The 23,393-nt window shown below is 35.7% G+C and carries 21 protein-coding genes and 1 pseudogene; 8 read left to right on the forward strand and 14 right to left on the reverse strand.

Annotated elements, in window-relative coordinates:
• Positions 1–367, forward strand: a 367-nt coding sequence (locus ACIR310F_RS21425; protein ID WP_231387372.1) for a pyridoxamine 5'-phosphate oxidase family protein, incomplete at its 5' end; no start/stop codon positions are given.
• A 72-nt stretch (positions 368–439) separates the two neighbouring features.
• On the opposite strand, the gene ilvA is transcribed toward ACIR310F_RS21425, so the two are convergent.
• The 4 genes from ilvA to ACIR310F_RS25170 all read right to left on the reverse strand — a co-directional run bounded on the left by ilvA (position 440) and on the right by ACIR310F_RS25170 (position 2,947).
• On the reverse strand, positions 440–1,951 hold the full coding sequence (gene ilvA, locus ACIR310F_RS0103105; RefSeq protein WP_028082555.1) for a threonine ammonia-lyase, biosynthetic: 1,512 nt from the start codon (positions 1,949–1,951) through the stop codon (positions 440–442).
• On the reverse strand, positions 1,933–2,070 hold the full coding sequence (locus tag ACIR310F_RS25165; protein WP_155963590.1) for a hypothetical protein: 138 nt from the start codon (positions 2,068–2,070) through the stop codon (positions 1,933–1,935). Before ACIR310F_RS25165 ends, ilvA begins: the two co-directional genes overlap by 19 nt.
• Positions 2,071–2,426: 356 nt before the next feature.
• A complete protein-coding gene (locus ACIR310F_RS0103115; RefSeq protein ID WP_028082556.1) occupies positions 2,427–2,696 on the reverse strand; it encodes a hypothetical protein in 270 nt (89 codons plus the stop codon).
• Positions 2,697–2,809: 113 nt separating this feature from the next.
• On the reverse strand, positions 2,810–2,947 hold the full coding sequence (locus ACIR310F_RS25170) for a hypothetical protein (RefSeq protein ID WP_231387373.1): 138 nt from the start codon (positions 2,945–2,947) through the stop codon (positions 2,810–2,812).
• Between the two features lie 54 nt (positions 2,948–3,001).
• Here ACIR310F_RS25170 and miaB point away from each other — a divergent pair, with 54 nt between their 5' ends.
• A complete protein-coding gene (miaB, locus tag ACIR310F_RS0103120) occupies positions 3,002–4,363 on the forward strand; it encodes a tRNA (N6-isopentenyl adenosine(37)-C2)-methylthiotransferase MiaB (protein ID WP_028082557.1) in 1,362 nt (453 codons plus the stop codon).
• Between the two features lie 106 nt (positions 4,364–4,469).
• Here the strand turns inward: miaB and ACIR310F_RS0103125 are convergent, their stop codons facing one another.
• From ACIR310F_RS0103125 to ACIR310F_RS0103165, 8 genes are all read right to left on the reverse strand, one after another.
• Positions 4,470–5,024 carry a Uma2 family endonuclease gene (locus tag ACIR310F_RS0103125; protein ID WP_028082558.1) on the reverse strand — a complete coding sequence of 185 codons (555 nt, stop codon included), beginning with the start codon at positions 5,022–5,024 and terminating at the stop codon, positions 4,470–4,472.
• Positions 5,025–5,138: 114 nt separating this feature from the next.
• Positions 5,139–5,846, reverse strand: a complete 708-nt coding sequence (locus tag ACIR310F_RS0103130; RefSeq protein ID WP_028082559.1) for a hypothetical protein — start codon at positions 5,844–5,846, stop codon at positions 5,139–5,141.
• Positions 5,847–5,930: 84 nt separating this feature from the next.
• Complete coding sequence (locus ACIR310F_RS0103135) at positions 5,931–6,569, reverse strand: Uma2 family endonuclease (RefSeq protein ID WP_028082560.1); 639 nt, start codon at positions 6,567–6,569, stop codon at positions 5,931–5,933.
• A 17-nt stretch (positions 6,570–6,586) separates the two neighbouring features.
• Positions 6,587–9,883, reverse strand: coding sequence for a helicase-related protein (locus tag ACIR310F_RS0103140; protein ID WP_028082561.1), 3,297 nt, complete (start codon positions 9,881–9,883; stop codon positions 6,587–6,589).
• 216 nt (positions 9,884–10,099) lie between these two features.
• Complete coding sequence (locus ACIR310F_RS0103150) at positions 10,100–12,376, reverse strand: dynamin family protein (RefSeq protein WP_028082562.1); 2,277 nt, start codon at positions 12,374–12,376, stop codon at positions 10,100–10,102.
• A 14-nt stretch (positions 12,377–12,390) separates the two neighbouring features.
• On the reverse strand, positions 12,391–13,209 hold the full coding sequence (locus ACIR310F_RS0103155) for a hypothetical protein (protein WP_028082563.1): 819 nt from the start codon (positions 13,207–13,209) through the stop codon (positions 12,391–12,393).
• Positions 13,210–13,215: 6 nt separating this feature from the next.
• Positions 13,216–15,609 carry a dynamin family protein gene (locus ACIR310F_RS0103160; protein ID WP_028082564.1) on the reverse strand — a complete coding sequence of 798 codons (2,394 nt, stop codon included), beginning with the start codon at positions 15,607–15,609 and terminating at the stop codon, positions 13,216–13,218.
• A gap of 270 nt (positions 15,610–15,879) precedes the next feature.
• Positions 15,880–16,230, reverse strand: coding sequence for a hypothetical protein (locus ACIR310F_RS0103165; RefSeq protein ID WP_028082565.1), 351 nt, complete (start codon positions 16,228–16,230; stop codon positions 15,880–15,882).
• A 233-nt stretch (positions 16,231–16,463) separates the two neighbouring features.
• Between ACIR310F_RS0103165 and cdf31 the strand changes: the two genes are divergently transcribed.
• The 4 genes from cdf31 (at position 16,464) to ACIR310F_RS0103185 (ending at position 19,586) form a co-directional block, all read left to right on the forward strand.
• Positions 16,464–17,360, forward strand: a complete 897-nt coding sequence (cdf31, locus tag ACIR310F_RS0103170) for a CDF family zinc efflux transporter Cdf31 (protein ID WP_028082566.1) — start codon at positions 16,464–16,466, stop codon at positions 17,358–17,360.
• Positions 17,361–17,582: 222 nt separating this feature from the next.
• Entirely contained in the window at positions 17,583–17,996 is a 414-nt protein-coding gene (locus ACIR310F_RS0103175; RefSeq protein WP_028082567.1) for a thiol-disulfide oxidoreductase DCC family protein, read from the forward strand.
• A 146-nt stretch (positions 17,997–18,142) separates the two neighbouring features.
• Positions 18,143–18,481, forward strand: coding sequence for a type II toxin-antitoxin system RelE/ParE family toxin (locus ACIR310F_RS0103180; protein WP_028082568.1), 339 nt, complete (start codon positions 18,143–18,145; stop codon positions 18,479–18,481).
• On the forward strand, positions 18,471–19,586 hold the full coding sequence (locus ACIR310F_RS0103185) for a helix-turn-helix domain-containing protein (RefSeq protein WP_028082569.1): 1,116 nt from the start codon (positions 18,471–18,473) through the stop codon (positions 19,584–19,586). The genes ACIR310F_RS0103180 and ACIR310F_RS0103185 overlap by 11 nt, the downstream gene beginning before the upstream one ends.
• Positions 19,587–19,592: 6 nt before the next feature.
• Here ACIR310F_RS0103185 and ACIR310F_RS0103190 read toward each other — a convergent pair whose 3' ends face one another.
• Complete coding sequence (locus tag ACIR310F_RS0103190; protein ID WP_028082570.1) at positions 19,593–20,021, reverse strand: hypothetical protein; 429 nt, start codon at positions 20,019–20,021, stop codon at positions 19,593–19,595.
• A 143-nt stretch (positions 20,022–20,164) separates the two neighbouring features.
• Between ACIR310F_RS0103190 and psbQ the strand changes: the two genes are divergently transcribed.
• The gene (gene psbQ / locus ACIR310F_RS0103195) at positions 20,165–20,617 is read left to right on the forward strand and encodes a photosystem II protein PsbQ (RefSeq protein WP_028082571.1); all 453 of its coding nucleotides are present in this window, start codon (positions 20,165–20,167) and stop codon (positions 20,615–20,617) included.
• 192 nt (positions 20,618–20,809) lie between these two features.
• Positions 20,810–21,979, forward strand: coding sequence for an NAD(P)/FAD-dependent oxidoreductase (locus ACIR310F_RS0103200; protein ID WP_028082572.1), 1,170 nt, complete (start codon positions 20,810–20,812; stop codon positions 21,977–21,979).
• A 344-nt stretch (positions 21,980–22,323) separates the two neighbouring features.
• Here ACIR310F_RS0103200 and ACIR310F_RS24025 read toward each other — a convergent pair.
• Positions 22,324–23,277, reverse strand: a pseudogene (locus ACIR310F_RS24025) (Rpn family recombination-promoting nuclease/putative transposase).
• Positions 23,278–23,393: the final 116 nt, after the last annotated feature.

Here is a 23,393-nt window from a genome sequence, read left to right on the forward strand (position 1 = left end):
TAGTTTACATAGTCGCCCTATGTCAATATGGAATGAAATTGATCATAATGGTACACTTTGGTTTTTCACTTTAGCTAATTCCCATAAAGTCGTAGAAATTGAACATCATCAACAAGTAAACGTCAGTTTTTCTGCACCTAATCAACAGCGATATGTTTCTATACTAGGTTCAGCACAATTAATAAGAGACGGTGATAAACTTGAAGAAAAATGGCAGCCAGGATTAGAAATTTGGTTTCCTCAAGGGATAGATGAACCTGATATTGCTTTACTAAAAGTAAAAGTTAATAAAGTAGATTATTGGGAAAGTTCCTCTAGTTTTAGTCCGCAAACAATTAGTTTTTTACCGTTAAATTCTCATCTCTAATAGCCAAGCCACAATACCTATCTCCCCAACTTCCTCAAGCAGTTGGGGAGATATGTTTACATATAGACTAAATCATCCTAAAAATAACTTATATGCAGGATTATCACTTTCATGCAAATAGCTATAACCAAGAGTATCTAAAAATGATTGCCATTCTGTCATTTCATGGGGAGGAACTTGCATTCCTACTAAAATGCGTCCATAATCTGCGCCATTATTGCGATAATGAAATAAGCTAATATTCCAATCAGGAGACATGGAAGTTACAAATTGCATTAAAGCACCGGGACGTTCAGGAAATTCAAAGCGATAAAGTAGTTCATTTTCTGCTAGGGGAGAATGTCCTCCTACCATGTGACGTAAATGCAGTTTTGTTAATTCATCATCTGTTAGATCTATGGTTTTTAAATCGTGAGATTCAAAATTTTCAACCATTTTTGCTGCGTCTGCACGATTTTCTATTTGCACACCCACAAAAATATGCGCTTCTTTTTCGTTAGCAATACGATAATTAAATTCAGTTAAATTCCGTTTACCAATACATTCACAAAACTTTCTTAAACTGCCTCTTTCTTCGGGAATTTTAACTGCAAAAATGGCTTCTCGACGTTCTCCAAATTCTGCCCGTTCAGCCACAAAGCGCAACCGATCAAAATTCATGTTAGCGCCACAAGCAACAGCAACCAGGGTTTGATTGGCAATTTTTTCTCTTTCTGCATAAACTTTTGCCGCTGCGATCGCTAATGCCCCGGCAGGTTCTAAAATAGAACGAGTATCCTCAAAAACATCTTTAATGGCCGCACAGGTGGCATCTGTATCCACTAAAATAATTTCATCTACATATTGTTGACATAAACGGAAGGTTTCTTCTCCTACTTCCCGCACCGCTACCCCGTCAGCAAATAAACCCACCTGAGACAACCGCACTCTTTCACCAGATTGCAGTGATTGATACATAGCGTTAGCGTCCACGGGTTCAACACCAATAATTTTAATATCGGGACGCAAGCGTTTAACATAAGCAGCAATACCGGAAATCAAACCACCACCACCAATGGCCACAAAAATGGCGTGAATAGGTTGTTGATATTGTCGGAGTATTTCCATACCAATTGTTCCCTGACCAGCAATGACATCAGGATCATCAAAGGGATGTATAAAAGTTAATCCCTTTTCCGCTTCTAATTGGCGAGCGTAAGCGTAAGCATCGTCATAATTATTACCATATAGTATTACTTCTCCTCCCCTGGCTTTGACTGCATTAATTTTTACTTGGGGTGTAATCACTGGCATGACAATAATTGCCTTTGTTCCCAAGCGACTAGCAGCTAAAGCGACACCTTGGGCGTGATTTCCCGCAGAAGCCGCTATGACACCCTGCTTCAGTAAATCTGGTGTGAGATTGACCATTTTATTATAAGCGCCCCGTAATTTGAAGGAGAAGACTGACTGCATATCTTCCCGTTTCAGTAGGAGTTTGTTATGAATACGCTGGGAGAGATTGGGTGCATATTCGAGGGGTGTTTCCTGAGCTACATCATAGACACGGGCGGTAAGGATTTGTACTAAATAGTCGCAATACATATCAAGGGGTGCATTTCGGGTTGGTTGTTAATTGTACCGCTTGTTGGGTCTTTTGGTGGCAGGTTTTGAGAAAAAGATTTCGCTTCTACATCCCGTGGTGCGGGCATCTTGCCCGCCATAATCATAAACATCCCGTGGTGCGGGCATCTTGCCCGCTATAATCATAAAAATCCCGTGGTGCGGGCATCTTGCCGGCTAAAAGTGTCCCTCACTCTTATAGTAATCCGCTGTAAAATATATCCATAGTGATTGTGTTTAAGAATACCCTGGGGCAATCACAGATTGATATTGGCAATTACAATAAACATCTCCGAAAATTAAATATGCGTGATTTACAACCCTTGTAGAGACGTTCCATGGGTAGGGATTCTCGGCTCTACAATCTTTACCGGAGATGTCTAATCAATAGTAAATCCAATCTCTGCGATCGCTTTTCCCATATCTCTAAGTAAAAATTCCTATACTATACCATCATTTAATGACATCCCACACTAATATTAGGTATGTTAGGTAAAGTAGATTTAGGGTTAGTGGTTAATTTTACCCATTGTTGTCCAGATGGTGCATTTAATTTGATGGAGTTTTGAGTTCTGAGGATGAAATTTTGGCTTCTGAGAATCAGGTTACGAGTTCTCAGCAGGGAGTTTTGAGTTCTGAGTACAGGGTTGGAAGTTCTGACTACAGGATTTTGAGTTTTGAAGACGGAGTTTTGATTTTTAAGTACGTAGTTGTGAGTTTTGAGCATAAAGTAAAGTTTTGACTTCTCAGCTTGATCATTCCTGTTTTTCAGAGGATATCATCATATCAATCTTTTGCCCCCTATATTAGTCAAGGCGAAAATTTTGAGATTTTAACTTTTCATGCCCTTCTACTCCAATATAGAATAGTAAATAGACTTGATATAAGTAGGTGATCGAAAAAAAACCGACACAAGTAACGAAAAGTAAAGTTGCCCAAATCCTCTTCCCTGTTCCCTGTTTCCTGTTCCCTCGTCATAACGACAATTTTTAACCCCAACCTACTTACATTACTAATTAAGCGTAATTCCCAATGACCACTAAACGACATTACCACATTATTACCTTCGGTTGCCAAATGAATAAGGCCGACTCAGAGCGCATGGCTGGTATTTTAGAAGACATGAATTTTGAATGGTCAGAAGACCCAAATCAAGCAGATGTAATTCTTTACAACACTTGCACCATTCGGGATAATGCGGAACAAAAGGTATATTCCTATTTGGGTAGACAGGCTAAACGCAAACATGAACAACCTGATTTAACCTTGATTGTTGCTGGTTGTGTCGCTCAACAGGAAGGAGAAGCTTTATTACGACGAGTACCCGAATTAGATTTAGTTATGGGACCGCAACACGCTAACCGTCTCAAAGATTTGTTAGAGTCCGTTTTTGAAGGTAATCAAATTGTCGCTACGGAAGAAGTTCACATTTTTGAAGATATCACCCAACCCCGTCGGGATAGTCAGGTAACAGCTTGGGTAAATATTATTTATGGCTGTAACGAACGTTGCACTTATTGCGTAGTTCCCAACGTGCGCGGTGTGGAACAGTCCCGCAGACCAGAGGCGATTAAGTATGAAATTGAACAGTTAGGAAAACAAGGTTACAAAGAAATTACGCTGCTGGGTCAAAATATTGACGCTTATGGTCGAGATTTACCCGGTTCTACTCCCGAAGGTCGTCATCAGCATACATTGACAGATTTACTTTATTATGTACACGATGTGCCGGGAATAGAAAGAATTAGATTCGCTACTAGTCATCCTCGTTATTTTACAGAAAGATTAATTAAAGCTTGTGCTGAATTACCAAAGGTTTGTGACCATTTCCATATTCCCTTTCAATCTGGAGATAATGAGCTTTTAAAAGCAATGTCACGGGGCTATACTCATGAAAAATATCGCCGAATTATTGATACTATTAGAGAGTATATGCCGGATGCGTCAATAAGTGCTGATGCCATTGTGGGTTTTCCGGGTGAAACAGAAGTACAATTTGAAAATACTTTGAAATTGGTAGAAGATATCGGTTTTGATTTATTGAATACCGCTGCTTATTCACCCCGTCCCGGTACACCAGCAGCTTTGTGGGATCATCAAATCAGTGAAGAAGTAAAAAGCGACAGACTGCAAAGATTAAATCATTTAGTTAATATTAAAGCAGCCGAGCGATCGCAACGTTACTTTGGACGCATTGAAGAAGTATTAGTAGAAGCTGAAAACAGTAAAGACAAAACCCAGGTCATGGGAAGAACCGGGGGAAATCGTCTCACATTCTTTACAGGTGATATTAATTGTCTAAAAGGGAAAATAGTCAAGGTCAAAATTACCGAAGTTCGTCCTTTTAGTTTGACAGGAGAAGCGATAGAAGTTCGTCAAGTCGTAACAGTTTAATAAACCATAGAATCGTTATCTATTTTTTGTAGGTCGGGTTAAGGGACAGCGTAACCCGACACTCATGTTGGGTTTCATACTAACCTAGAAGCTTAAATATAAACATCTATTCAAATACAGGAGGCCATAATTCAGAAATAGCAATTTCCCAACCAGGAAATAATTCACTTACCGTTAATTTATCATCTTCTGTTAATAATGTAATTTTACCATCAGGACGATAAACAGTAACAGTTAATTCATCAGGATTGATTAGAATTGCTACCTTTGCACCTAATTCTAAAAACAATTTGAGTTTATCTTCTAATTTAGAAACTCTATCAGTTTTTGATTTAATTTCTACTACTAAATCGGGAACTAAATTACCAAAATCTCTCACAGTCCGTTTTAATCTTTGAGCAGAAACAAAGGAAACATCAGGAGCGCGTAAATCAGTATTTGGCATAATAAACCCACCACTGGAGTCAAATATTCTTCCTAATTTACGAGGTTTGATCCAATTACCTAATAATCTAATCAATTCAGCACCAATTTCACTAGATTCTATATCCGATGGACCCATAATTAAAATATTCCCTTCTTGTAGTTCTATTTGATAGTCGTTATCATCATCTTTTAATATTTGTTCTATTTTTTCTACGTTGTCAATTGTCAGAGTCATATAATTTTCATCTCCAGTGATATTTGTGATGATTTGTTATCATAGCACTGTAGGGTGCGTCAGATATGACAAATCTATTTTTTGATAGAATTTATGCAGTCTGACGCACCTTACTTAACTTGTAACAAGTCCCTGAAATATTTTATCTGATAATTCTGATAATAGAGTCAAAGAATTAATTTTATCAAAAATTATTTGCAAATTCTGAGAACTTAGTAACCATGTTTTTTCTTGAATTTTATCGTATGAGATGTTATCAAACTCAATTTTAGATAGATTTTTTAAATAGCTTGTTTGGTTAGATTCAAGTTTAACATATTTAAAAAAACTCTTTTTATTTTTGGATAACAAGAAAATTCCAGTATATGTAATTACAGAATCAAAAACTTCCACATCAGTTAAATCTATAAATTTTTCTAGCAATGTATTTTGATAAATAAATTCTTTCAACTTTGTACCATAGTCGGAAACGTAGGTAAAACGCCAATTTGTATTTTCTGGATGATGATAAACAATGAAAGCAGCATCAATATTTTGCCAATATTTACGCAATAAATTTCTTAATCCTACCCGATTTCGTTCTAAGATAATACCATTTGCTAGGGTGACTTCATAAACTGCGATTTGTCTATCAATACCATTTTCGTCAAGTAATATATAGCCTAATTTTTGAGCATTAGTAGCCACATGATCATCAATACCTGTCAAGTTTTCAGGAGTTGATAATAATTGCACATTAGCAAATGTTTGTCCTAGAAATTGTTTCCATTTAGCTTGGTTGTAACGTTGATTAAACAGGTTTTGGATTTGTTGTTTTTTCATAATTTTGGTATAGGTTAATTACATTCATTTCTTAGTCCACGTAGGTGGGTTTTGTTTGTGTAGCACCGAATTATATTCGCAGGTTTAATTCTGTTTTATCCACTGTCGAAACTTCCTTAAAGTAGGACTTCTCCCAATAATACGACTTTCTTGAACGAATTGAGGAATTATTTGCAAAATTGGTAAATTAGGAAAATTAGGACTAAATTCTGATTCTATATATTTACCATTTTGTAGAATATTAATCTGTAATTTATCATCTTCATATCGCCATATTTCGGGAACTGCTAAAGCTAAATAAGCATCTAATTGTGTTTTGGAAGTAACATCAATTTCTATGACTAAATCAGGAGGAGGATCAATAGTTAAATCTATTTTTTGTTTACCAATCATCTGTAGATGATTTTGAATATAAAATGAATCATCTGGTTCTATACCACTATTCATATCTTGACGTTTAAAAGTAGTTGAACCAAAACATTCACAATCAATTTCTAACTCCTCTAGGATAATTTTCACTAAATCTCCAATAATAACTTTCGCTACTTCATGCTTAGGTAACGGCATTTTAATTTCTAAATTCCCCTGATAATAAGCTAATCTACTACCACGATTTTCTCCTAATTCTGTTAATATTTCTTCAAATTCCGGCCAAGAAATTTTGTGTAATATAATTCTATGTCCTGGTGGTACTGTTAATTGTCTTAGTTGTATTGTCACCATATTAGAAAAGGGGTAGATTACATAAAAGATTCAGAAATAATTAATACTGGTTTCTCAACTTTTCTTTTTTCTCCTTTTGGGAAATTGGCTGAATCTAGACTATATTTTTCAGCGATTTTATCAAGTTCCAAAATAGCTACATCTAATTTTAACTTTTTCTTTTGTAATTTGTCAACATCCGCAGGTAAATTAGTGTATTTTCCTATATCAATTAACATGATAATTTTCTTAATATTTTCCCTTTGTTTTTCCATAATTTTAGGATGATTAATAATTTGAGACAGGAACTTTTTAGCATTTTGGGCTACACCTCCAAACGCTTCTGGATCTATTTGTGATTGTACTAGGTTATATTCTATCCTTTCAAAATGCTTGATAGCGTTATTTATGTGATCATGATGGTTAGCGATTAATTCTTCAGGTTTTTCGTTTTCATCAGCTTCAAATATTTTAAATGCTTCTAAGGGTGTAATCTGTCTGGGTTGGTTATGACTATCTATCCAATAAAACTCAAATTTTCTATCTGTCTTTAAAAAAGCAATTGTACCATTTTGTAAAGCAGGTTTTTTAATTGCAGTGGAATTTCTACCTACTCTCGATTTTAAAGGCATTTTTTTGATTTTCTCAAACCAAGTTTGATGTTTTTTTCTAAAGTTTCTTAAAAAGTACAAAAATCTTAATCTTTCGTCTTGTTCTTCCTGATAATTCCCGCTAAAAAGCTTAACTTCATCTAAAATTTCCTCAGTGGAGAATACTTGATTATCTTCTCCAAATGCAGTATGAAAAGCCTGAATTTTCATCAAAGCAGTTTTGTTTAACTGAATTTGTGAATCTCCCTGTGCTGAGGGATAAAAAACATAGTTATAAATTGCATTGGCTTTTGTCCCAATGCGATTAACTCTGCCAATTCTTTGCATTAATTTAGTTGAGTTCCAAGGTGTATCATAGTGAATAATCACATTAGAACGATGTAAATTTACACCTTCTGCTAAAACCTCTGTAGTCATGATAATATTATAATCATTTACTTGTTTATCTACCGCACAATTAGCATCAAAATTACTAACAATAGTATCATAAAGCTGTTTTCTGTTTTCACTAGAAACTACCAAAACATCTTTGCGAAATTTGTCCTTTAAAGCCTGGGACAAATAATCAACAGTATCCTTTGATTCAGAGAATATCACCAATTTACCTTCTAAATTCGTCTTTTTATCAAAAAATAGATTATTTAATTTAGTAATAAATACATCTAATTTAGGATCATTTTCAATTGCGTTCCAATCTTCTACTAATTCGCTTAAAATTTCAGCATCTTTCCTTAAACTTTCAATAAAATCAGGTTTAAAATCCGTACTTTTAAAAGTTTGATTTTTAGGATTTTCTTCGCTTAGTCTCTCAATTTCTTTTTCGATTTCTTCCTCACTCCAACCCTTATCTAACAACTTATTAATATTAGTATCAGGAGCTATAAATATTTTATCATTAGCGAACATAGTAATCATTCTATTGGTTGCTTGTTGAAAATTAGTTAATGATTTTTTAAAAGCATAAAAACTACTTTCCAATCTTTTCACTAATTGGGTTTTCATGATAAATGCTAAAGATTTAGAAACCGTTTCCGCATTTTCATAATACTTACTTTGAATTTCTGGATTTAACCCCGCTATAGCTTGATAACGACTATATGTAAGTTTATATGTCAGTTGTTCCTTACCAGTCAGATAAATCACAGTTTTATGAAATAACTCATTTAATTTTTCATCCATGAGATATTCCACTTTTTGAGGTGGTTTTACTTGAGGAAATATAATTCCTTGCGCTACTAAATCTAATTTATATTCAATAATATTTTCTAAATCTGTTCTAGTTCTTCTAATAGTAATAGGTTCAATTACCTTACTCCTAATTTCTCCATAAATTGCTCTGAGTTTATTCACATCTAATTCTTCAAATCGTTTCAAACTTTTATACTGTTCCATTAAAGGATTGAAAAAAGCAGTTAAATTTGTAATTGGTAGTGTTGACTGTCTAGCGTCTTGAAACATTTGAATTTGATAATAAATGTCATCTGGACGATTATTTAAAGGTGTCGCAGATACTAAAATTACTTTTTTTTGATTACCGGGAATTAAACCCTGATTTATTCTGGGACTTTTACAAATTAATTGCAAGTTTTGAAAAGCACCAGTTTTATGATGACGAAATTTATGGGCTTCGTCAACTATCACTAAATCATATTCTTCCTTGTTCCAATAATCTTGATGTTGTGTTAATATCTTATCAAGACTACCATTAGTGATAAACTTGGTATATTTGTCAATATTAAAATATTTGAAAGTGTTTTTCCAGTTCTTTTCTACTGCTGGAGGATAAACAACTAATATTTTAGTATTGTTTCTGCCATTTTCCATTAAAAACTTTTTAGCTACCATAGCTGCAATTACGGTTTTACCTAATCCCACCACGTCAGCTAAGATAAAGCCATTGTGCTTAATCAACATATTAAAACCTTGATTTACAGCATCAACTTGATAAGAAAGTTTTTTAAAATTTTCCGGTAAATCACCAATGTAATCAGCATCATAATTAATATTTTCGCCAACATATTCACTAAAATATTCACTCAGCAATTTTATATATAATTCAAAGGGAGTGGTTTCTGCATTCAAATAAGTTTCTTTAGTGATATCTTTAATATCAACTGGTAATATATCAACAGATTCAACCCAAAGTTTCTCAAATTCTGTAGTCGCAAATTGCACATCCTCATATTCCGTTAATTGCACATTAAACTCATAATTATAAAAATTTCCCCCACCCAAACCTGCATCTGTGAGATTAGAAGAACCAGTTATGACCGTAGCTGGTGTATGTTGATTAAATGGTTCAGGACGTAAAATATAAACCTTCGCGTGGATGTTTTTTTCTGGATGTGCTTTGACTTGAATTTTGTTTTGAATTATGTCATCAATGAATTGTAAAATCCCTTGTTCAGTCTCTTGATCATAATTAGCACTTTGAATATCTTTTTGAATTTCCTGAATAAAATCTGCTCTTGTCCTTTCCTCTTGTTTAAAAAATTCCAGCCCTGATTTTTGAGCATGAGCCAGCATTTTATCAACATTAATTCCTACTAATATTCTAATCTGGGGAACTTTGTCTAAAAATGGTCTAATCCTAAAATAACCTGATGCTCTAAAATATCCTACCAAAGCATCAAAATATTGAATATGAGGATTATATGTAAACACCCCTGCAAACTTGTTAATTAGGGTATTTTCTTCGCTATTAGTGAAAAATTTTGTTGACATAGTGATGTTTTTTAGAGGATGTTTTAAAAGTGGAAACAATAAAAATCCAGTTCCCTCCCCTCTTGTAAAGGGTGGAAACAATAAAAATCCAGTTCCCTCCCCTTTGCAAGGGGAGGGTTAGGGTGGGGTAAAAAATATTTGATACATCAACCATAACTTTTCAAACACCCTCTTAGATATTCTTTCCCCCATTCTCCATAATATTACTTTTTAAAGCTACTTAAAGCTACTTTTTAAAGCAATAGATAATTGTCGTAATCTTTCACTAACTTCTAAATTAGATGCTTGTGATTTTAAATTATTTGGTATCTCCGCTAATAAAAGTGGATTTCCTTGTAACCATTCATTCAAAGCTACCCCCGTCCAAGTACCTTCCTTTTCTCGAAAACTATCAACTAAACCCTTGAGTTCTTGAATACAATAGGATTCAAAACTAGCAGCGTTAAAAATTGCAAACTTTAAATATTCCTCAAAAGCATTAATATCATTTTCCACTTCAAAAATTACCGCTTGTTGTGGTATTTCATTATTAATAGCTGCTGTTGCTATTCCTGTTACTATTCCCGTTATTCCCAATACTTGTTGACGAACTTCTAAGTTAAAAAGTAAATCTGCACCATATTTGACATATCTTTTCAGAAGACTATAAGCAGGTTCTTTACCACTATAATAATTGTCAACAATTTCAATATCTACCCCCAGACCTTTAATGATTTTATTGCGCGTGTCACTATTAACAGGACCTCTAATTAATGCTTCTGCGACAGGCCGCGCAAACCGCAAAAATAAGACACTGAGACTATTTTCCAATTTAGCCAAAAAATAATCTTCTGAATTTTCAATTAACCTAGCTTTTACTTGATCACTTCCCCATAATAAACTTGTCATATATGTAACCAAGTTTAAGGATTCATGTTGTAATTCTAAAGCCAATTGTCTAGCAATATTAGATAAAAGTCTACTTATATCATTATACAAATCCTCTCTCCAAGCAAAGTTAGCTTTCATTCTATCAAATTCAGGATTAGAATTAGCCAAAAAGATAGTATCTTTCTTTTTAAATGTTTCCCCTCGGAGTTTCTGCATTTCCTGATCAACGATTTCCAGATATCCTTCTCGAAACTTCTCTATTTGAGTTAGAGAATTAGCAGTTAAATCTTCTACAGCTTTATTGACAACATAGGTATCATAATATTTTTGTAAATCAGCTTTAATGATTAACCATTTTTGATTCCACCATTCTGCAAATAAAACCCGTTGATTGTTTTCTGCAAATAGCTTGGCCTGTTCAGGATTTTCTGGATGATTTTTACTAACTAAACGATAAATTTCTTCAGATGTGCTAATAATTGTATTTAGAGAAGCTTCACACCGTTTCCTTAAAATAGCGACTCTTTCGGTATTAATATAATCAAAGATTTTCTCCTTAATTATCGGCATACCAGTAGCATCTGTTTTGAGAATTTCCACATCATCAATACCTGTTAATCTCTGTAAATGAGATTGAATAACATGAGTATCTCCTATTTCTAATTTAGTTTGTTCTCCAGCAATATTATTTAATAGCAAATATGCACCAGCAGAACCAGAAACTATTCTATGATTTGGTAAATTTGCCCGTTTTAACCAATCTTGAGCAGCTTCTTGAATGTGGGTTTTCATTGCTTCTGCACTACCTAATGAATCAATGCGACTTAAAAATACAAATAATTTATCAGCAACAGTGACGTTTTTATCTCCCTGTTCTGTAAACTTAATGATTTCTAATTCCTTTTCTCGCAGACTGGTAAAACGCTGTACTAATATCACAGCATCACAATCTGATAACATTTCTTGAGCTTCGTCAACGTGCTTTGCTAAACCAGAATCTAAACCAGGAACATCATAAAATACAATCCCTTCCGCTTGTGCAAGTTTGTTTGTATAAAGTCTCGCTTCTAACACAGCATGAGCATATTTTTCATCTGCGACATATTTTTTTAAAGGTTCTCGAATATCCTCTAATCTCGTAAATGGAAATGTTAGATTTCCTTCTTGTCTCACTTCTTGTAAAGTGATTTCATTGGTGCGAATAGTATTAATATCTTCTTGGGCTTGAGCTTTTTCTAATTCTTTGAGTAAGTTAATAAATTCAGCTTCGGTTTTTGCTTGTACTTCTAATCTTTGTTCTGATTCATGTTCAACTGAATAAATTTGTGTGGTGGTAAATGTACATCTTCCTCCTTTTGCGGGGAGTAAATCACATTCTAACCAAGCATTAACAAAGGTACTTTTTCCGGCTTTTTCTAACCCAACAACTGCAATCCGAAATTCACGTTTTTTGAGTCTTTCTAGTTGACGACGTGCGGGTTGTGCTTCTTGTATTAGGATTTGTTTTAATTTTGCGGGAACTTCTGCTTGAGGTAAGTTGGCTAAATTAACGGCGTGTCTTTGGATGTTTAATGCGTCTGTTAAACGGGTTTCGTAGTAGGAAGATGCTGTTTTCCAATCCATTTTGTAGATACTCCTTAAATACGGTTAAATTCTTCTAATCCAGAAAGATCCATAAGACATCCTAATTCCTCAATATAACCTTGCACATTTTCAGAGAGATTTTCTTTCAAGGAATAACGCGTCTTTTTATTAATCACGTTTCGACCATCATTAATATTGATTTTGATATAAACTTCCCGTTTACTATCAGACAATCGAACCTCATTTGTCGTGTTCAACTTAACTTTTGAGTTGACATCTGTAGTACATAGAAAATATGATGCCCTATTTATAATATCTATTAATTGATCAAAATTTAAAGTTGAACCAGTTTCTAAATTGCTGGCTATGGATGCTGGAATTATAAGGCATAAATCAACAGGAAGTGGACTTTGATAACTGGGTTGCTGTTTTCCTTCTTTAAGTTTTGACTCCTGTGATTCTTGATCTTTTTGCTTACTACTGATTTTGTTGTAAGTAATCCCCCCAACTAATGTCAGTCCTGTTATTATAAGTATCCACAACTCCATATTTCCCCCTATATTACAATTATTCAGAAATGTTGCAGTTTTATTGACAGCTTTTGCAGATTCTCGAAAAAGTATATTATCTGCAAAAATTACATCCAACAAGTTATCAATTATTTCCTTATCTTCTTCTATAGAAGAATCAGATTTTATTCCAAAATAATCACATATTTCTCTTGTTTTTACTGATGATTGTGATTGTTCTTCCCCAACTATTATCCGAATAGTTTTATATAAACGGCCAGTTTCTGAGTTGCGTGATTGATTAGGATCACTCACTTTTTTAACAAGTTGTTGATATAAAACTTTGAAATTATTGTTTGCCATTGTATTTTAAGACTCCTCTTTTAATAAAGTGTTTAGAATAGAAAACTCTTTTGCCATTTGTTGAGCTTTTTGCTGCATAGGTTGCCAAACATTTCTTTCCCTCTCGAAATCTACGGTAATTTCTTTGTTAGCTTGATTAAGTCTGGTTTGATAACGGTCAATAATATCATTCTGAATTTCACCTACATTTTTTTTTAGGATACCAATTTGTTTAAGTAACCATTCAGCTATCTCTTTAACAATTTCTCCTTCGGCATCTCCAGCCTGAGATAGCCACTTTTCAAGTAATTCATCTGCACTAAGTATTTTTGCATTTTTAGTAGAGCGAGTTTTATCGAACTCTTCAAACCACAACCATCGGAAAAAACTTCTAGTCTTTTCTGTAACAGTACCGTCTGTAATTAGAAAATCAGCTTGAAATTTAAAGTTTATTTTAGGCTGCTTTTCAACTTGAAGCAATTTAGATTCAGGGAAATTGATTCCCATGTTTGGTGCAGATTCGTTCGCTTTTGTTTCAAAGTAAGATAAATAACATTTAAAAAGTTCCTCGACTGCGTTGTGCATTCTATTGAGTTCTTGCTTGCAAATTTTTTGCAACACATCTTCCATGACAAGACTTAAATCATTGGCTAATAGGTTAAATTCTTTATTTAGACCTTGAATTTTTTCCTGAAGCTGATCTTTCTCATAATCAGTTTTTGCTACTGTTTCTTCACCTGTTTGTGCAAGAGAACCTGTATAGCCTAATTTAATTAGTCCTTCTAAGCGACTTTTTAAAGAAGTTATCTTTCTGTAGTCTACTTCCTGTAAATATGTGTTTTGTAAATCTACTGTTCCATTTTTTAAAGATCCTGCAACTGCTTCTAAAACACTGTTTATACCTTGACGTAATTCTCTTGGCCATGCATATAGTGGAAACAACTTATCTCCCAATCTATTGTAAGGTTCAACATTTGTGAGTTCCTTAAGAGTTTTCTCCAAGTAAAAACCTGGTTGTTTTTTTGACTGTCCTGTAAAGGCTTGCTGAATCTCTATATCTAATCTTTCAAAAGGCTCTCTGAGTTGTGTGGTGCTAAATTCTAACAAACGCTCAAGTGCGAATCTACTTTGTTCTATCTTTTTACATTCTTGTTGATAGTTTTCTTGCCAACTATTAAGAATTGCTGTTGTTGTTTGTAAAGCCCATTCTTTGATAGCATTTCCAGCAGCAATATTAAAACGATCTATCATTTGTGGAATGACTAACTGGGGAAAATGTTTATTAATATGCTCTCGTAAATTTTCCTGAAATTCTTCACCATAGGAATTTTGCCATAATGCTTCAGCAACTCTCTTTCTATCGTGTCTGCTCCATTTTTCTGTGTTACGGTGCAAATCTCCTAATATATCTTTTCCGATTAATGTTTTAAAATGTGTATCTGCTTTCTCACACGCATTAAAACTGTAGTTATCATCGGAATTTTGTATTTGAATGGATAATAGAGCAGGCCATGTACTCAGTCTTACTACTTCCAAATTTTCAATTTCTGGTGTATAGTCCCTTAATCGTTCCGTCAATTCATTTTTAATATCACGAATAGCTTTTTCTACAAAGCGATTTTCTGATTCTGGCCAATACTCATTTTTCCGAAAAACATCAATTTTATTGAGAACAAAAAGCATTCGTGCAGGAGAACCTTCTAACTCTTTTACCTGCTTTACAACTTCTAGCAATAAACTCTTGACTTTCTGCTTATCGGTCTCTTCACTGTTATATGTGACAATACATAAAGCTTCTCGACATTGCCGCCTAATAACATTTGCGCTATTTTCATCACCCACATGAGCTAACCCAGGTAAATCAAGTATTCTTACCTTTGTTCCTCGTGGCAGTTCTAACTGAAATTCATTTGAAAATCTGAAGGGGTAAGAAATTGTAAATTGTGGACTGGTTAAATTTGCCTGTGTTTCTCTGTTGTCAATATAATTTATCATCGTCGTGTAAAGACGTTGACGGATTTTATCATCATTAATTCCTCTCCATTCTCCACATTCCCATAACGCCCCCGGTGTTTCATGAATGATCAGAGATTTTTCTTTACTATACTCAATAGTCACTGCACCCGCGCTCATTTCACTAACTGCAACTGGGACAATTTCAGCACCACATAATAAATTAACTAAGGTGCTTTTACCACTACTTGTAGTCCCTGTGGTGGCTAAGGTAAGAGTAGGATTTTGTAATTCGTAAATGAGTTGATTTAAGGCTAGTTCTAAGTTGTTGGATAGTTCTTGTATTTCTGGCTGATAACTCTCTGGTAAATGCTGGGATATTTCTGTGTGAAAGTTATTCCAATATTGTGCCAGTAGCTTGGCTTTAAACTCGATTTCCTCAAATACTTTATATACTGAGTTGCTCATATTGCCAAATCCATACTTGGTAACTTTGGGTGTTGTCTGGTTAAAAATCCTATTACATAGTATATACATAAAATATTTAATAAAGCAAGTCAAGGCAAAAAATAGCTTAGTAACAATAGCTCCACCGGAATTTGGTGACAAGTTTAGTCAGGGGTGCTAACTTATCTGGTGATCTCATTCCCATACTCTGTATGAGAGTGAGATATACGCACATTTAATTTTCACCAGATGTTTATTGGCAAAAATTCCCCTTCTTCCCTACTACCTAATTTAAAACTGCTCTAAATACTGATTAAGATCCTCAATAACGCGGGTAAGTTCCGCTTCTGTTGTCAACCGAATACCTAAATTGCGAATTGTTAACAAAACTTTAGCCGCAAAGGGAGTAGGCCAGATATTAGGATTACAAAATATCTCCACAAATACATCCCCAGTATAACGATACTCCAGGGAGGGTTGGGGGCTAACTTTACCTGTACCTGGGGTGGTTTTAGCAGCAACAGCTTTGAGGCTTTTCATTAATTCATTGATTTCTGCTTTTAATTCTTGCGCTGCTTGGGGTGAAAAACTGAAGGAAACAGAACCTTCTACTAGATTTAGTGTTAGAGGTACAGAAGACATAAGCTACTTATTAAAAATAATTCGTAATTATCCATATTACCTGAAGATGCTACCAGATACCCAACTTCTCAAAGAAGTTGAGTATCTTTTTGTGTAATAAAGAGATTAATTCCTAATTAGCAACTTTTGACCTATTTCCTGGATATTTATTCCTAGAAATAAATACCTATTGTTGTACAGTAAAATAATAAATTCTCCATTCTTTTTTTCCACAATTACACAATTATAAATATATGACTTACGATAACCGCACTGAAGTCAGAAAAGTTTTAATTATCACTCTCCTGCTGAATGTATTCGTCATGGGTTTAAAAGTCGTTGTAGGTTATTGGACAGGTTCGTTAAGTTTACTAGCGGATGCTTTACATAGTGTGACAGATAGTGCTAATAATGTCTTAGGATTAGTTGCTATTAAGTTTTCTTCACCATTACCAGACCGAGAGCATCCTTACGGACACAATAAATTTGAAGCAGTGGGGGCTTTAGGTATCGCTGCATTTTTAGGTATAGCCTGTTTTGAAATTGTCCAAGGTGCAGTAGAAAGAATTATCAAAGGTGGTGAACCTGTGAAAGTATCACCTATAGAACTGTGGTTATTACTGATTGTGTTAGGAGTAAATATTTTCGTCGCCTTTTATGAGCGCAATGTCGGGAGAAGAGTCGGTAGTTCCATTTTAGTCGCTGATGCTACCCATACCATGAGTGATGTGTGGGTGACAATCTCCGTTATTGGTGGTTTAATCGGGGTTTGGTTGGGTTATCAGTTGTTAGATGTCCTACTGGCTTTCCCAGTGGCTTTACTGGTATTTTGGAGTGGTTGGTCAGTTTTAAAAGAAAATTTACCTTGGCTGGTAGACCAAATGGCGATCGCTCCAGAAATAATTCATACAATTGCAGTTTCCGTACCTGGTGTCATTAACTGTCATGATATCGCCTCCCGTGGTGTAATTGGCCGTCAAGTATTTATAGAAATGCACTTAATTGTAGATGCAGGCGATGTAGAGACTGCTCATATTATCACTGAAGAAGTAGAAAGACAACTAGAAGAACGTTTCAGTCCAGTCAGGATTTTAATTCATGTTGAGCCACCCGCATATCAGTCGGAGCGCATAACCTTTGAATCTGAGTAAACACTGCTATTAATAGTTAGTTGTTTCTACTAGATAATATTTTTCACCTGTTTATATAGTAAAGTAAACACAAATATAGCCATTCCCATTCAATTGAACGCAGATGGACGCAGATAAACGCAGATAATTTTGTACTTCATTAAACTGAGAAACGCTATATATTCGCCAATACACACTAAAAAGTAAGATACTTACCAAAAATACACTATGGCTAATAATTTTATGAACTACTACGTGATCTATGATGGCAACTGTAATCTTTGTGTAACTTTAGTCCAATTGTTGGAAACTTTAGACCAAGGGAAACTGTTTCGCTACGTTTCTATGCAAGATGAAGAGACATTATGCCAATGGGGAATTACTTCCATAGATTGTCAACAGGGGATGATTTTAATTGATAGTAATGCCACAGAGAAACGTTGGCAAGGTAGTAATGCTGCTGAGGAAATTGGACGACTATTGCCTTTGGGTAGTATATTTGTGGATGCGTATCGGGCGTTACCGGGGATGAAATGGGCTGGGGATAGGTTTTATGAACAAATTCGGGATCATCGTTATACATTGTTTGGGAAGCGTTCTCAAACCTATCAATCAGTATACTGTGTAGATGGTAGTTGCAAAACTGATCATGAGTAATTTTGAGTTAGACTTTAATTTAGTACACAAGTTCTATTATGTAAGAATTTAAACCTCTTTTCTGGGCTATTGCCGTTATTTTTGCATTTAAAGCCTAAAATATATTTAACCTTAAAGGTTAACAATATTTATGAAAGATTGGTATAATGGATATTGTATTCGAGAATAGCAAGTTTGAAGAAGAGTGCAATAAGCAACGCCTTTTAGTCAAAAATCATGGTGCAGATAGAGCAAAACGCATCCAAAAACGGCTCAATTCCTTACTTTACGCCAACGTACTAGAGGATATGCGAAATGTTCCTGGACGTTGCCACGAATTAGTTCATGATCGAGCAGGTCAATTAGCGCTTGACTTGGATCATCCATACAGACTCATCTTTGAACCCGCAAATGACCCAATTCCCACCAAATTAGATGGTGGTCTCGACTGGAATCAAGTAACTACCGTAAAAATAATCGGCGTGGAGAATTATCATGGAAAGTAAGATCCAAAATCGGTACAATCCAGATTACGTTTCACCTCCGGGGGATACCCTGTTGGAAGTGCTGGAAGATAGGGGTATGACCCAAGCAGAACTGGCTGAACGGACAGGAAGACCAAAAAAAACAATTAATGAAATTATTAAGGGTAAAGCCGCAATTACCCCAGAAACAGCATTACAACTAGAACGGGTATTCAATATCCCAGCCAGTTTTTGGAACAATCACGAACGACATTACCGGGAATTTTTAGCACAAAAGGAAGAAAAAAAGCGTTTAGCAAAACAAGTACCCTGGCTGAAAGAAATCCCTGTCACAGCTATGATTAAATCTGGCTGGATTCGCCGCTGTGGGGATAAAGTAGAGCAACTGCGGGAAGTGTTAAATTTTTTCGCCGTCGCCTCCCCTGAACAATGGGAGGGTATATGGTTGAATCATCATATAAATTTTCGTCAATCTCAAGCATTTCAAAGCGACCCTAAAGCTGTATCTGCTTGGTTACGTCGGGGAGAAATCGAAGCATCGGCAATTGTTTGCGCTCCTTACAATGCTAATAAGTTTAAAGAGACACTACAAAAAATCCGTACTCTCACATTAGAACCACCGGAAATTTTCCAACCAAAACTAGTACAATTATGCGCAGAAGCTGGTGTGGCTGTGGTTTTTCTGCCAGAACTTCCGAAAATGCGAACTAGTGGTGCAACTCATTGGTTGAATGCTGACAAAGCCCTTATTCAACTCAGTTTGCGGTATAAAACTGATGATCATTTGTGGTTTACATTCTTCCATGAAGCTGGTCATATTTTACTACATGGTAAGCGGGATTTCTTTCTTGAGGGAACAGGTATTATCTCCGTTGAGGATCAAGAAAAAGAGCAGGAAGCTAACAAATTCTCTGCGGATATACTCATTCCTCCTGGAGATTTACAACGATTTCTGGACTCAGTTTCACAAATTAGTAAAACCAATATTATCCAGTTTGCTAATGAGATTGATATTGCACCGGGAATTGTTGTTGGTAGACTTCAACATGATCAAGTTTTACCCTCTAATCACTGTAATGATTTAAAGCAAAGGTGGGAATGGGCGTTAGATCAACAGAAAAACTAATTATTTTTACTGACTCGGCCGATTAAACACCTCTAAAATTTGCCGACAAACCTGTTTGAGTTTTTCCCCAACAACAGCCAAAGGTACAGAATCACCGATAAAACTCCAGGTTTCCACGGTAGAAAGTCGCCAAACTTCACCACGATGGTCAAATCCAGCCGCTTCTACACCAATGGCGCGACGGTGATCAGTGATGGGATCTTGATAAAATCGAATTTGAATTAAAATACTACGACAGCGCCAAGATTTGCTGACACCGGGGAAGTGAAAAGCGATGTCAATGGAATCTGGATCTACTAATTCTCTGGTTTCCAGGTCATTATGCCAGGGTTTGAGATCGGATTTGACATCAGGAAATTCGTATTTAAACAAATTGACCACCGTAGCAATTTTGCTGGCAAATTCGAGGTTTGTGGCTTGTTCGGCTGCGTTCACTCAATAATCTCCTATATTCGGTTAACCTGGAGGGAAGATGAAGATAAAGACAGAAAAACCTAAGTTAATTGTAACGGTTGATTACATAGCGATCTAAAATAACACTGTTCATCGGCAACTAAAGAAAAAATTAATTTCCATTTATGGTGCGTCAACGTTCTATTTTCTCACTGATTTTCGTATTATTAGCAACATTCCTGATTGGTTGTGGTGGTCCTAGTGTTGCTACTTTACCACCATCTTATACAGCAGCGGAAGTTGCTAAAATTCAGGAGTATGTTCCGGGAATTAAAGCGGTAATTGATCGCCAAGGGGAACTGAAAAGCTTGATTTCTGAGGGTGAATGGATAAAAGTCGGCAATTTTATCCATGGACCGATGACGGAAGCTAAGTTAAATATGACTTATGTAGTCCCCAATTTGGCACGGCAGAACCAGGGAAAGGCAAGACAAATCATTAAAGATTTGTTGAAGGACTTAGTAAAAATAGATCAATCTGCTACCGTTGGCAATACCAGTCAAGCTTTGAGTAACTACAAAGAGGCTTTTGTGGATATTGACAAGTTTTTAGAACTAGTTCCCGAAAAAAGTAGCTAAAGGAAAAGGCCACAGGCAAGAGGTAGGAGGAAACAGGGAATAGGGTAAAGAATAATAAATAATATATTTCTCCCTCTACTCCCTGCTTCCTGACTGCTTTCGAGTCTTGAATCACAAAATGCTAGGGTAATGGAGTGATAGGGTGGAGAGGAAGACTTTTCATTCTTCACCCCTGACTCAAGTGCGAAAACCATGAATGTAGTAATTATCGGTTGTGGTGTGGTTGGGGCGGCGATCGCCTATGAACTGAGCCAAGTTAAAGGTTTAAATATCACTGTTTTTGAGCAAAAACAACCGGCACAAGGTTCTACCAGCGCCGCCCTTGGTGTATTAATGGGTGTCATTAGCAGTAAAACTAAGGGTATTGCTTGGCGAATGCGAGAAAGTAGTATCCAACGCTATGGAACTTTGATTCCTGAATTAGAAGCAATTACGGGGCGGAAAATCCCCTGTAACCGGCAAGGAATCGTCATGCTGTTATCGGAAAATTTAGAGCGTCCCCTAGAAAGTGGCGTTGAGGTACTTTCAGAATGGGAACAATTGCGGGAAATTCGTCAATCTCAAGGTTGGCAATTACAAGTTTGGGATCAAGAACAACTCCGAAAATATTGCCCCCAGGTTAATTATCCCCAAAGTATAGGCGCTGTCTATTCTCCCCAAGATCTACAATTAAATGCTACAGCTTTAACTTTAGCTTTAGTAGATGCTGCCCAACGCAATGGGGTAAATTTTCAATTTGGTGTGTCTGTGACGGGTACAGAAACTCCTCCACCAGCCCCCCCAACACCCTTACACATCAAAAAAGCATGGGGAGAAGCACACAAATGTAATTTTATTGAAACTACACAAGGTAAAGTCACCGCTGATTGGTTTATCATGTCTGCGGGTTTGGGTTCAAAGGCTTTAACTGCAAAATTAGATCAGATGGTAAATATCCGTCCGGTGCTGGGACAAGCTTTATATCTAAGTTTAGGACGAACTTTAGGAAATCCTGATTTTCAACCGGTGATTACTGGTAATGATGTGCATATTGTCCCCATGGGCAATGGTGATTATTGGGTTGGTGCAACGGTAGAATTTCCTAATGATCAAGACCAAATACCTGCAAATCAAGCTTTATTGGATGCCGTCAGACAACAAGCGATCGCTTTTACCCCAGATTTAGCCGCCGCTAAGGTTCTCCGTACTTGGTCGGGATTGCGTCCCCGTCCTGAAGGACGACCAGCGCCAGTTATTGATAAGTTACCGGGTTTTACTAATGTTCTTCTGGCTACGGGACACTATCGCAATGGTGTTTTACTCGCCCCAGCCACAGCCACAGCCATTCGAGAAATGATTTTACCCCAAGATTCTCATTCTTAAATTTTCCTATATTCCTAGTCCATCAGACCCCGGATTTCTTCAAGAAGTCTGGGATCTGAAGTATAGCGATTTTTGTAATTAAATACAATTGCTGCAAGATAGTTCTTCCTTATCGGAATCTAGTATACCAAATTCCCCAGCACAAGTCAATACCCTTAACTCATAAAATGCGAAATTTTTGCTTTTTCATGAATAGGAATGATTAATACAGCACTTCCCGGTGTTATGAGGTACATATCTAGCGGGCAAGATGCCCGCACCACAATATTTTTATCATTAATATCTGTACCTCAGAATATCTGTAACTGCTGTAATAAGTCAAGTACAGTTTTATAAATTTTAACTTAATTATGCTTGTCTAACCAATTTTGTAGATCTTCTACAGTATCTAAATCAAATATTGCCTCTGCTAACACTTCAATTACCTCGATATTTAAACTTTTCACCCGGTTTTCTAATTCCATATTAATATTTCCCACTTTTCTCTTATTTTGACGGACAATTAAATCTTTTTCCTTGGTAATTGCTTCTTCAATACCTTGCTGAATACCTTGCTAAATGCCTTTTTCAATACCTTGTTCCATCCAACTAGTAACTATTTGCATAACTTCCTCCTTTTCCGCTGGTATTAATGAACCTATTTCTGCTTTAAATCTCTGTTCTTCTATTTTATTCAGTCGCAAATATGTGTCAATAAATCCTGATATCAGTTGCATTTTTGCCGGATTTAATTTTAAAGTTACCAACAACCTTAAACACTCTGCTTTTACCTTTGCTCTATCTGCTGGTGCTATATTCATTTTTGACATTAAAGCAGATGCAACTGGATTTTGACGATTTAAAAAGTCTCTCCAATTTAACTGATTTAGTTGTATGACTTGATAATTAAATTTTAGCACTTCTAAATCAGGAAAGCTGATTTGATAGTTATTTACGGCTAGGGTTTTGGGAGAAGAATATCAAAAAATGACTATCGGATAAATTGGTAAGTCAAATTTTTCATGTAGCCTGGAAAAATAACGGAACATTCTTTGATTAAATTTCGGTTTTGCTGCTGATTCAGCTTCAATATGAATGAGAAAGTAAGAAGGTTTACCTAGAAATTGGACTTTGGCTATTAAGTCGGTTTGATATTTGTCTCCTGCGGTAACATCTGTAAATAATTCTTTGTCTAATAATGAAACTGAGTTGGTATCTAGATATTTAAGAACTTCGGGAAAGAATAGTTCTATAAATTCTATGAAAAATGTGGATATCAGTTCTTTAAATAAACGGTCATGGTCTATTTTTTCACTCATGTTTTTGTCATATATAGGAATCCGGTTTGATTGTGTGAATTTACTTATGTGGTCAGGGAACACAGGAAGAAAGACAGAATTGATACCTACTAATTCTTGTATGGCTACGCCACGCA

It is taken from the genome of Dolichospermum circinale AWQC310F (genome assembly GCF_000426925.1).
GTDB classification, from domain to species: domain Bacteria; phylum Cyanobacteriota; class Cyanobacteriia; order Cyanobacteriales; family Nostocaceae; genus Dolichospermum; species Dolichospermum circinale.

What these genes read in the sequence shown, in the direction of transcription:
- ilvA (WP_028082555.1), bottom strand. Translation starts at nt 1,951, where the DNA reads ATGTATTGCGACTATTTAGTACAAATCCTTACCGCCCGTGTCTATGAT.
- cdf31 (WP_028082566.1), top strand. Translation starts at nt 16,464, where the DNA reads ATGACTTACGATAACCGCACTGAAGTCAGAAAAGTTTTAATTATCACT.
- ACIR310F_RS0103150 (WP_028082562.1), bottom strand. Translation starts at nt 12,376, where the DNA reads ATGGATTGGAAAACAGCATCTTCCTACTACGAAACCCGTTTAACAGAC.
- ACIR310F_RS25165 (WP_155963590.1), bottom strand. Translation starts at nt 2,070, where the DNA reads ATGGCGGGCAAGATGCCCGCACCACGGGATGTAGAAGCGAAATCTTTT.
- ACIR310F_RS0103130 (WP_028082559.1), bottom strand. Translation starts at nt 5,846, where the DNA reads ATGAAAAAACAACAAATCCAAAACCTGTTTAATCAACGTTACAACCAA.
- ACIR310F_RS0103185 (WP_028082569.1), top strand. Translation starts at nt 18,471, where the DNA reads ATGGAAAGTAAGATCCAAAATCGGTACAATCCAGATTACGTTTCACCT.
- ACIR310F_RS0103180 (WP_028082568.1), top strand. Translation starts at nt 18,143, where the DNA reads ATGGATATTGTATTCGAGAATAGCAAGTTTGAAGAAGAGTGCAATAAG.
- ACIR310F_RS0103140 (WP_028082561.1), bottom strand. Translation starts at nt 9,883, where the DNA reads ATGTCAACAAAATTTTTCACTAATAGCGAAGAAAATACCCTAATTAAC.
- ACIR310F_RS0103200 (WP_028082572.1), top strand. Translation starts at nt 20,810, where the DNA reads ATGAATGTAGTAATTATCGGTTGTGGTGTGGTTGGGGCGGCGATCGCC.
- ACIR310F_RS0103175 (WP_028082567.1), top strand. Translation starts at nt 17,583, where the DNA reads ATGAACTACTACGTGATCTATGATGGCAACTGTAATCTTTGTGTAACT.
- ACIR310F_RS0103165 (WP_028082565.1), bottom strand. Translation starts at nt 16,230, where the DNA reads ATGTCTTCTGTACCTCTAACACTAAATCTAGTAGAAGGTTCTGTTTCC.
- ACIR310F_RS25170 (WP_231387373.1), bottom strand. Translation starts at nt 2,947, where the DNA reads ATGACGAGGGAACAGGAAACAGGGAACAGGGAAGAGGATTTGGGCAAC.
- ACIR310F_RS0103115 (WP_028082556.1), bottom strand. Translation starts at nt 2,696, where the DNA reads ATGCTCAAAACTCACAACTACGTACTTAAAAATCAAAACTCCGTCTTC.
- ACIR310F_RS0103155 (WP_028082563.1), bottom strand. Translation starts at nt 13,209, where the DNA reads ATGGCAAACAATAATTTCAAAGTTTTATATCAACAACTTGTTAAAAAA.
- ACIR310F_RS0103160 (WP_028082564.1), bottom strand. Translation starts at nt 15,609, where the DNA reads ATGAGCAACTCAGTATATAAAGTATTTGAGGAAATCGAGTTTAAAGCC.
- psbQ (WP_028082571.1), top strand. Translation starts at nt 20,165, where the DNA reads ATGGTGCGTCAACGTTCTATTTTCTCACTGATTTTCGTATTATTAGCA.
- ACIR310F_RS0103135 (WP_028082560.1), bottom strand. Translation starts at nt 6,569, where the DNA reads ATGGTGACAATACAACTAAGACAATTAACAGTACCACCAGGACATAGA.
- ACIR310F_RS0103125 (WP_028082558.1), bottom strand. Translation starts at nt 5,024, where the DNA reads ATGACTCTGACAATTGACAACGTAGAAAAAATAGAACAAATATTAAAA.
- miaB (WP_028082557.1), top strand. Translation starts at nt 3,002, where the DNA reads ATGACCACTAAACGACATTACCACATTATTACCTTCGGTTGCCAAATG.